Here is an 8,582-nt window from a genome sequence, read left to right as displayed (position 1 = left end):
GTTCGAATCCCCTAGGGGATGCCACATATTTTGTTCTGACGCCGATGGCGGTGGGACACCGCGCTACAACAATGGCACTGCGGTATCAAACACCAGAAGATACCAATCCAGATATTTCGTTGAATAACGAAAATAAGGGGCTATAGCTCAGCTGGGAGAGCGCTTGCATGGCATGCAAGAGGTCCGCGGTTCGATCCCGCGTAGCTCCACCAATCTTCCTTAATGAAAGAAACAACAACCGCCATTGGGCGGTTTTTTTGTACCTGAAATTTACTTCTTTCCCAATCCAGTCTGACTCCTAACAAATCATCTTTATACCTGAATCGAGTGGAGCGGGGCAGGCCAATGGCTCGCCTAAATCTAAGAGACAACTGCCAGCGTATAAGGCTGACAGTTATCGGTAAATCTTGCACTGTCGCGGCCTAATGAACTCTTACTCAACTCCCAGGAAGCCGCCAGTCTGGTGGGCCCATAATTGGGCATAAATACCGCCCTGGGCAATTAGTTCCTTGTGAGTTCCCTGTTCAACTACTTTGCCTTTATCCACCACGATAAGCCTGTCCATTGCAGCAATAGTCGACAATCTGTGCGCAATGGCAATCACTGTCTTGCCTTCCATCAATTTGTACAGACTTTCCTGAATCTAAGAGACAACTGCTAGCGTATAAGGCTGACAGTTATCGGTAAATCTTGCACTGTCGCGGTCTAATGAGCTCTTACTCAACTCCCAGGAAGCCGCCAGTCTGGTGGGCCCATAATTGGGCATAAATACCGCCCTGGGCAATTAGTTCCTTGTGAGTTCCCTGTTCAACTACTTTGCCTTTATCCAGCACGATAAGCCTGTCCATTGCAGCAATGGTCGACAATCTGTGCGCAATGGCAATCACTGTCTTGCCTTCCATCAATTTGTATAGACTTTCCTGAATTGCGGCTTCTACTTCTGAATCCAGAGCGGAAGTTGCCTCATCCAACAAGAGTATCGGTGCATCTTTCAGTAACACCCGTGCAATAGCAATACGTTGCCTCTGTCCACCGGAAAGCTTAACCCCACGTTCACCTACTAATGCATCCAGCCCATGATTGCCATGGGGATCGGTGAGATGATTGATGAAGTTGCCAGCCTGCGCCTGCTCTATTGCCTGCCACAGCTCTTCATCACTGGCGTCAGGTTTACCGTAGAGAATATTATCCCGGATACTTCTGTGAAGCAGAGAGGTATCCTGGGTTACCATGCCGATTTGTGCGCGGAGGGAGTCCTGTGTGACGCTGCGCAAATCCTGCCCATCGATACGAATAGCCCCTTTTTCTACGTCATAGAAGCGCATCAACAGATTTACCAGTGTTGATTTACCAGCCCCTGAGCGACCAACCAAGCCGACCTTTTCGCCTGGCTTAATCTCCAGATCCAGATCTTCAATTACAATCTCATCTTCTCCATAGTGAAAGCTCACTTCATCAAAGGCGATCTGTCCCTGAGTAACCTGAATCTCTTTGGCATCATTAGCGTCCTCTATGCTGGTTGGCTTGCACAATGTGCTCATGCCATCGGCTACCGTCCCGATATTTTCAAACAGCGAGCTGACTTCCCACATCATCCACTGGGACATACCATTGAGTCTTAATGCCAGGCTTACCGCTACCGCGATGGCTCCAACGGTAATGGCACTGTCTGTCCACAGATAAATCGACATGGCAGCGATAACAAACGCCAGCAGGTAATTGGAAACCTGTACACTCACATTAAGTCCAGTTACCAGGCGCATCTGGCGGTATACGGTTTGCAAAAAATCACTCATGCCGGCTTTGGCGTATTCGCCTTCCTGATCTGTATGAGCAAATAGTTTTACCGTGGTGATATTGGTATAGCTGTCGACTATACGTCCCGTCATCATGGATCTGGCTTCAGCCTGATCGGCAGATACAGCTTTTAATCTTGGTACGAAGTAATATTGCAGGCCGATATACACCACCACCCACGCCAGCATGGGCAGGACCAGGCGGGTATCTGCACTGGCGATCATCACCAGCATGGAGGTGAAATACACCAGGATGTATACCAATACATCCAGCAGCTTCATCACTGTTTCCCGCACTGACAATGAGGTCTGCATCACCTTGGTCGCCACCCGCCCGGCAAAATCATTCTGATAGAAGGAGACGCTTTGTTTAAGCAGATACCTGTGGGCCAGATAGCGAATCGACATGGGATAATTTCCCAGCAGGGTTTGGTAGGCAATGAGTGCGTGCAGTAGCGTCAGCAGGGGCAGGGCAACCAATACAAGCAGTGTCATGCCCAGTAATTTACTGCCTTCATCTTCCAGTAGCGTTGCGGGATCTTTGGTTGTCAGCCAATCCACCAACTGCCCCATAAAGCCAAACAGGCTGACCTCCAGCATCGCCAGCAGCGCAGTGAGCACTGACATCACAATCAACGGCTTTTCAAAACCACGGGTATAGTGACGGCAGAAGCGGTATAACCCCTTGGGAGGTTGTTGGGGCTCGGCGGCGGGAAGTGGATCTGTCCATCCTTCAAATAATCGGAACATCTGCATCCTTTCTTGCAAGCTAAAATCCAAGACTGGCATCAGCTTACTCCAACCGGTATGGAATTGCTCACCAAGTATCCATCTTATTGCCCATCAGACAATCCGAATGCCAGGGTGAGAACTTGCAGCTTTGATGCACCGGATAAGGTACTATTCGCACCTTGCCAAATTCAGGACTTTTATATGAGCGACAACACAGCTTCTTTTTCTTCTTTGGGCCTTATTGAGCCCCTGACCCGACAGCTTGAAACACTGGGGTATAACGCCCCGAAAGGTGTTCAGCAAGTGTCGGTGCCAGCGCTTTTGAAAGGCTGTGATGTCAAAGTAAAAGCCAATACCGGCTCAGGAAAAACCGCAGCCTTTGCGCTGCCTTTATTGCAACGTCTTTATATGACGCCGCCAGCTGGTCGCGGTCGTAAAGTCAGGGCTCTGGTGTTATCGCCAAGTCGGGAGTTGGCGATGCAGGTAGGGGAGAGTATTCGCAGTTATGGCGCCTTGTTGCAGCCTAAACTCAAAGTGGTGACTGTGTTTGGCGGAGTCTCTGTGAACCCGCAGATGATAGCACTGCGCGGTGGTGCCGATATTCTGGTCGCAACGCCAGGCCGCCTGCTGGATCTGATCAGTAAAAACGCGGTTAAACTGAATCAACTGGAAACACTGATCCTGGATGAGGCTGATAAGTTGCTGAGTTTGGGCTTCTCCGACGAGTTGGCAAAGGTATTCAGTCTGCTCCCGAATCAAAGGCAGACGGCGCTGTTTTCGGCCACCTTTGGTGATGAGGTCTCAGCGCTGGCGAGTAAAGTGCTGCGTCAACCTCTGGACATCGCGCTGGAAGAGTCCACAGACAAAGCTGATATTGAGCAACGGGTATTTGAAGTGGCTCAGGAGCGTAAAACTCAGCTTCTGATCAATCTGATTAAACAGCATGACTGGCGACAGTTGTTGGTATTTGCCAATGCCAGGCAGACCTGCAATCGTCTTCAGCAGAAACTGCAGCGTGCTGGCATTAAAACTCAGGTGTTTCATGGTGATAAGTCGCAGGGGAACCGGGTTTCTGTGCTCAATGACTTCAGACAGGGCAAACTGCAGATCCTGATTGCCACAGATATTGCTGCCCGCGGATTGGACATAGATAAGCTGCCTGCCGTAGTAAACTATGAGTTGCCACGCAGTCCGGCAGATTATGTTCACCGTATCGGTCGGACCGGCCGGGCAGGTGAGTCAGGACAGGCTATATCGCTTATCTGTCCTGACGAGTTCCATCATTTCAGGGTGATTGAGAAAAAGCACAAGCTCAGACTGCAAAGAGAGCAGTTTCCCGGTTTTGAACTGCCGGCTGCAGCTACCAATGTGAGCAAAGACAAAAAAACGCCACCACAGAAAGGCTGAATTTGGATATTTGTGGTAACTCTTGGTTGTAGTGCCTGCAGGGTATTTTTCAATACATACTCTGTGGGGAAGAACGAGTGTGAAGTGGTGACCTTATGAAGCATCTGTTTTGGTTGGTTGAAGGTGATATCGCGGGCCGTTGTGGGCCGGATATCGCAGCATGGAATGTGATTGAGCTGCAGGACGCAGGATTTAAATCTGTATTGGCGCTTTCGCCCCTGAGTGAAACCCACAAAGATGCACTCAACTCAGCTGATATTGAGTGTCGATTCCTGAACATGACAACGCCAGCCCTTGTGGATGACGCTGTTACCCCCGAGTTTTGCGCCACAGTTGCTGAGTGTGTTGGGCTGATTAATCAATGCCGCGAGCTCAATAAACCGATATTGTTATGCTGCGACACAGGCAATGAACTTACCAGTCTGGTGATGGCCTGTTATCTGACAGAGCTGGGAGCTGCTCCTGTACATGCGGTCAGTCAGGTCAGAGCGATGAACGAACAGGCATTTTCCAAGCCAGGCTGGGATCAGTTTGTGTTTGATGTCATTTACGCTCTGCAGTAAATAAAAGGCCCATGGAGGGGGAATGCGATTTGGGAACGGTCAATTTAGTGTAAGTCTGTTATTGCTTTGGTCAGTATTGATAGTCGGATGCGCCTCGACACCCGACTATCCGGATAAAGCTGAACTGCGTTTTTTGACGGCGGACAGTCAGGCCCCATTGAGCCAATATGCCAGTAAGCTGCAGCACCTTTATCAAGGTCAATCTGGCGTCCAGTTGCTAGGCGACCCTCTGGATGCCATGGTGGCGCGGTTGCTGCTGATCAGTCAGGCTGAATCCTCCATCGACCTGCAATATTATATTTATCGAGGTGACGATACCGGGGCACTGATCGCTTTGGCACTAATGGAGGCGGCAGACCGAGGTGTCAGAGTAAGAATACTACTGGATGACCTTGCCACCACCTCTAAAGATAAAGGTTTGGTTGCACTTGCCAAACACCCCAATATTCAGGTTCGCAGCTTCAACCCCAACCCTTCTCGTCACTTCAATAACCTCGGTATGCTGTTTAACTTTCCGAGGCTAAACTACCGAATGCACAACAAGTCTCTGACCGCAGACAATCAATTCTCGATTGTTGGTGGTCGCAACATCGGAAACGAATACTTTGCCGCTGATGAGACGCTTGAGTTTGGCGATCTGGATCTTTGGCTCACCGGACCTGTTGTGACTAAGGTATCTGCAAGCTTTGACGATTACTGGAATGCGCCTCACGTGCAGCCTATATCAGCCTTATCAGATATCCATGTCAGTGAAGAGCAGCTTGCCGCATTTGCCCGGGATATTAAAAAAGCCCGACGTGACATGGCTTCCCACCCATACCTCAGTCGATTGATTAACAGCAGAATGCTGGCCATTCTTACTGAATCTCATTTGGAAAACGATGCACCTGGTGAGTTTTACCAATGGTATTGGGGCGTGGCAGAGCTTTGGTCTGATCCACCTCTGAAGCAAGCCATGTCAGTGGAAAATCACTGGGTGGTGGCAGAGCTTTGGCAGGCAATACAAGCCGTAGAGTCCGAGCTTTTAATTATATCTCCCTACTTTGTGCCGACCGCGTCGGGTACTGAGCTCCTGACTGGCCTGTCCAGGCGTGGAGTTAAGGTCATTGTGGTCACCAATAGTCTGGCAGCGACAGATGTGCTGGCGGTTCACGCGGGATATCAAAACTATCGTCAGCAATTGTTGGAGGCTGGTGTCACACTATATGAAATAAAACCCGACTTGCTGGAATCCGACAAGTCCCTGACCGGGAGTTCCAAATCCAGCCTTCATGCCAAGACGGTGATCTTTGACCGGCAAAAGCTGTTTGTGGGCTCGTTTAACTTTGACCCAAGGTCGGCGCTGCTCAACACAGAAATGGGTGTGATGGTTGAACAACCTCAGTTGGCGGGTCGTCTTAGTAAAGAAATAGAACAAAGGTTACCGACTCAGGCCTATGAACTAAACTTGGAACAGGGAACCCTTATTTGGCTGGACAGGGGCTCGGGACGTAGCTTGGATTCTGAACCTGGGGCCGGATGGTGGCAGCGGCTGTTGGTAGAGCTGCTGTCCTGGCTTCCCATCGAGTCGCAGTTGTAAACAATATTATTTTTGCTTTGAGATAAAACCACATTAAATTAATGGTTTAACAGGATACGCTTGCAGGCAACTCATTATGACCTCTAAAGCCAATCAGTCACAGGGACTGTTGTTGTTCAGGTTGACCCGGCATCAGATTTTTGCACTTGGTACCTTAAAAATCCAGGAGCTGGTTCCCTATTGCCGTTTGAATCAATTACCTCAAGCTCATCCTTCTGTGATAGGCACTGCGACCATCCGGGGCAAGACAATACCTGTGGTTGATATGCCGATGGCGGTAGGGTATCGGGGCATTACTGAGGAAGAAAAGCAAGATGCCTTTATCATAGTGACGGATTGTCACCGTCAGATTACCGGTTTTTTGGTACGTAAGATTGAACGCATTGTTGAGTGCAATTGGCGTGAAATAGAGCAGCCGGACGATAACCTGGGTAAAAATGCTTTCTTAACCGGTATTACCCGTGTCGACAATGAATTGGTGCAGCTGTTGGATGTTGAACTGCTGATGAGCAGGATTTTCCCTTTCACCAAACAGTATGCTGCGGTAACAGACGTCCAGCGTGAGATGTTGAAGCCCCTGAATATTCTGTTGGTAGACGATTCGAAAGTCGCCAGAAAACAACTGTCCGATGCGCTCGACGACCTCAATATTCCCTATCAGGTTACAGATAATGGGGCGAGTGCGCTGGAGTTGATGCAGCAGGACGCCAGAGCGGGTCGCCCGGTGGATATTCTGGTCAGTGATATCGAAATGCCGGGGCTGGATGGCTATGAACTGGCATTCGAAGTCAAAAACGACCCTGCGCTGTCTCAGGCCTATCTGATCCTGCACACCTCTCTCTCCAGTGAGATCAGTGTCAGTCAGGCGCATCAGGTTGGCGCTGATGAGGCGCTGACTAAATTTGACGCAGATGAGTTAATACACGCCATGCTGACCGGGGCCCACCGGCACAGCGAATCAGAAACCGCATGACAGGCAGTCATGCAAGCTTATGCTGAATTAGCGTCTCACAAACAAACCTCGTATTGAATCATGTAGGATCGTTGGCAACAAGGGAGCTATGTTGCCATTGAGCTGCACAATCGTACGCAGAATCGCCATTGAGTGCCGAACTGTCGGTTGGGTCACGGCTTTGGCTGGACAAACCCGCCTGCATCCTATACAAACCCTGCTTACCCTTATTTTTGCAATCAAGATATCCAAAGAGAGCTGCCCGCCGAACGAGCAGGGAAACAGCTCCGATTAACAGCTTTTAAGGTCAAGTCATGAAACAACAATCATTGTTGGCGCGTCTCGCCAGCGGCAGTCTGGTACTGCAAATTCTCGTGGGGATCATTGCCGGCGTTCTGCTGGCGACGACAGCCCCCGAGGCCGCACTCCAGGTTGAATTCCTGGGTGGTCTGTTCGTAGGGGCACTGAAAGCCATTGCCCCTGTATTGGTGTTTATTCTGGTGGCAGCTTCTATCGCTAACCAGAAGAAGAATGCTCATACCCAGATGCGTCCCATTGTGATGCTCTATCTGGTGGGTACCTTTGCAGCAGCCTTGACTGCTGTGGTGATGAGCTTCCTGTTCCCAACCGAATTGGTACTGGCTTCCGGCGCGGAAGGTGCGACTCCACCTCAGGGCATCGCCGAGGTATTGAGCACTCTGCTGTTCCAGCTGGTAGACAACCCGGTTAATGCGCTGATGACAGGTAACTACATTGGTATTCTGGCCTGGGGTGTAGGTCTGGGGATTGCGCTGCATCATGCCAATGACACTACCAAGATGGTGTTCTCCGACATGAGCCACAGTGTGTCTCAGATGGTGCGCTTTATTATCCGTCTGGCGCCTCTGGGTATCTTCGGTCTGGTATCCGGCACCATTGCCAAGACAGGTTTCTCTGCACTGGCTGGTTACGCACATCTGCTGGCCGTACTGCTGGGTGCCATGGCGATTATTGCGCTGGTGGTCAACCCGCTTATTGTTTACGTCAAGATCCGTCGCAACCCTTATCCACTGGTGTTCCAGTGTCTGCGTGAAAGTGGCGTGACAGCCTTCTTTACCCGTTCATCCGCGGCCAACATCCCGGTAAACATGGCGCTGTGTGAAAAGATGAAGCTGCATGAGGATACTTACTCTGTCTCTATCCCGCTGGGTGCCACTATCAATATGGGGGGGGCGGCCATCACTATCACTATCCTGACTCTGGCAGCTGTACATACCATGGGTATTCAGGTTGATATCTTTACGGCGCTGCTGCTGAGTATTGTGGCGGCAGTATCTGCCTGTGGTGCATCTGGTGTCGCCGGTGGCTCTTTGCTGCTTATCCCACTGGCCTGTAGCTTGTTTGGTATCTCCAATGACGTGGCTATGCAGGTTGTTGCCGTTGGCTTTATCATTGGTGTGATTCAGGATGCGGCTGAAACCGCGTTGAACTCCTCAACTGACGTTGTGTTTACTGCAGCAGCATGTGAAGCTGCTGAGCGTGCTGAAGCTAAAGCCAACGCTTAATAGTAAGTC

At 50.3% G+C, this 8,582-nt stretch carries 6 protein-coding genes, 1 tRNA gene and 1 pseudogene; 6 read left to right on the top strand and 2 right to left on the bottom strand.

All coding sequences use genetic code 11. The features are described 5' to 3' along the window. Positions 1-136: 136 nt before the first annotated feature. Positions 137-212, top strand: a tRNA-Ala gene (locus ACFOE0_RS08985). A gap of 221 nt (positions 213-433) precedes the next feature. On the opposite strand, the pseudogene ACFOE0_RS08980 reads toward ACFOE0_RS08985, so the two are convergent. After that, positions 434-643 (bottom strand): annotated as a pseudogene (locus ACFOE0_RS08980) (ABC transporter ATP-binding protein); the annotation flags it as partial. A gap of 73 nt (positions 644-716) precedes the next feature. Next, positions 717-2,546: an ABC transporter ATP-binding protein gene (locus ACFOE0_RS08975; RefSeq protein WP_248937836.1), complete on the bottom strand. Its 1,830-nt coding sequence runs from the start codon at positions 2,544-2,546 to the stop codon at positions 717-719. Between the two features lie 183 nt (positions 2,547-2,729). Between ACFOE0_RS08975 and ACFOE0_RS08970 the strand changes: the two genes are divergently transcribed. The 5 genes from ACFOE0_RS08970 to sstT all read left to right on the top strand — a co-directional run bounded on the left by ACFOE0_RS08970 (position 2,730) and on the right by sstT (position 8,573). Further along, the gene (locus tag ACFOE0_RS08970) at positions 2,730-3,935 is read left to right on the top strand and encodes a DEAD/DEAH box helicase (protein ID WP_248937835.1); all 1,206 of its coding nucleotides are present in this window, start codon (positions 2,730-2,732) and stop codon (positions 3,933-3,935) included. 95 nt (positions 3,936-4,030) lie between these two features. Then, the gene (locus ACFOE0_RS08965; protein WP_248937834.1) at positions 4,031-4,498 is read left to right on the top strand and encodes a phosphatase domain-containing putative toxin; all 468 of its coding nucleotides are present in this window, start codon (positions 4,031-4,033) and stop codon (positions 4,496-4,498) included. A 22-nt stretch (positions 4,499-4,520) separates the two neighbouring features. Continuing rightward, entirely contained in the window at positions 4,521-6,077 is a 1,557-nt protein-coding gene (locus ACFOE0_RS08960; protein ID WP_248937833.1) for a phospholipase D family protein, read from the top strand. Between the two features lie 76 nt (positions 6,078-6,153). After that, positions 6,154-7,050, top strand: coding sequence for a chemotaxis protein (locus tag ACFOE0_RS08955; RefSeq protein WP_248937832.1), 897 nt, complete (start codon positions 6,154-6,156; stop codon positions 7,048-7,050). A 293-nt stretch (positions 7,051-7,343) separates the two neighbouring features. After that, positions 7,344-8,573 (top strand): serine/threonine transporter SstT, encoded by a 1,230-nt coding sequence (gene sstT / locus ACFOE0_RS08950; protein ID WP_248937831.1) that lies wholly within the window; start codon positions 7,344-7,346, stop codon positions 8,571-8,573. The last annotated feature ends 9 nt before the right edge of the window (positions 8,574-8,582 follow it).

Origin of the sequence: Shewanella submarina, from assembly GCF_042646185.1 — a bacterium.
GTDB classification, from domain to species: domain Bacteria; phylum Pseudomonadota; class Gammaproteobacteria; order Enterobacterales; family Shewanellaceae; genus Shewanella; species Shewanella corallii.
Note: the sequence above shows the minus strand (reverse complement) of the source record. Positions and strands in the feature narration are given on the sequence as shown.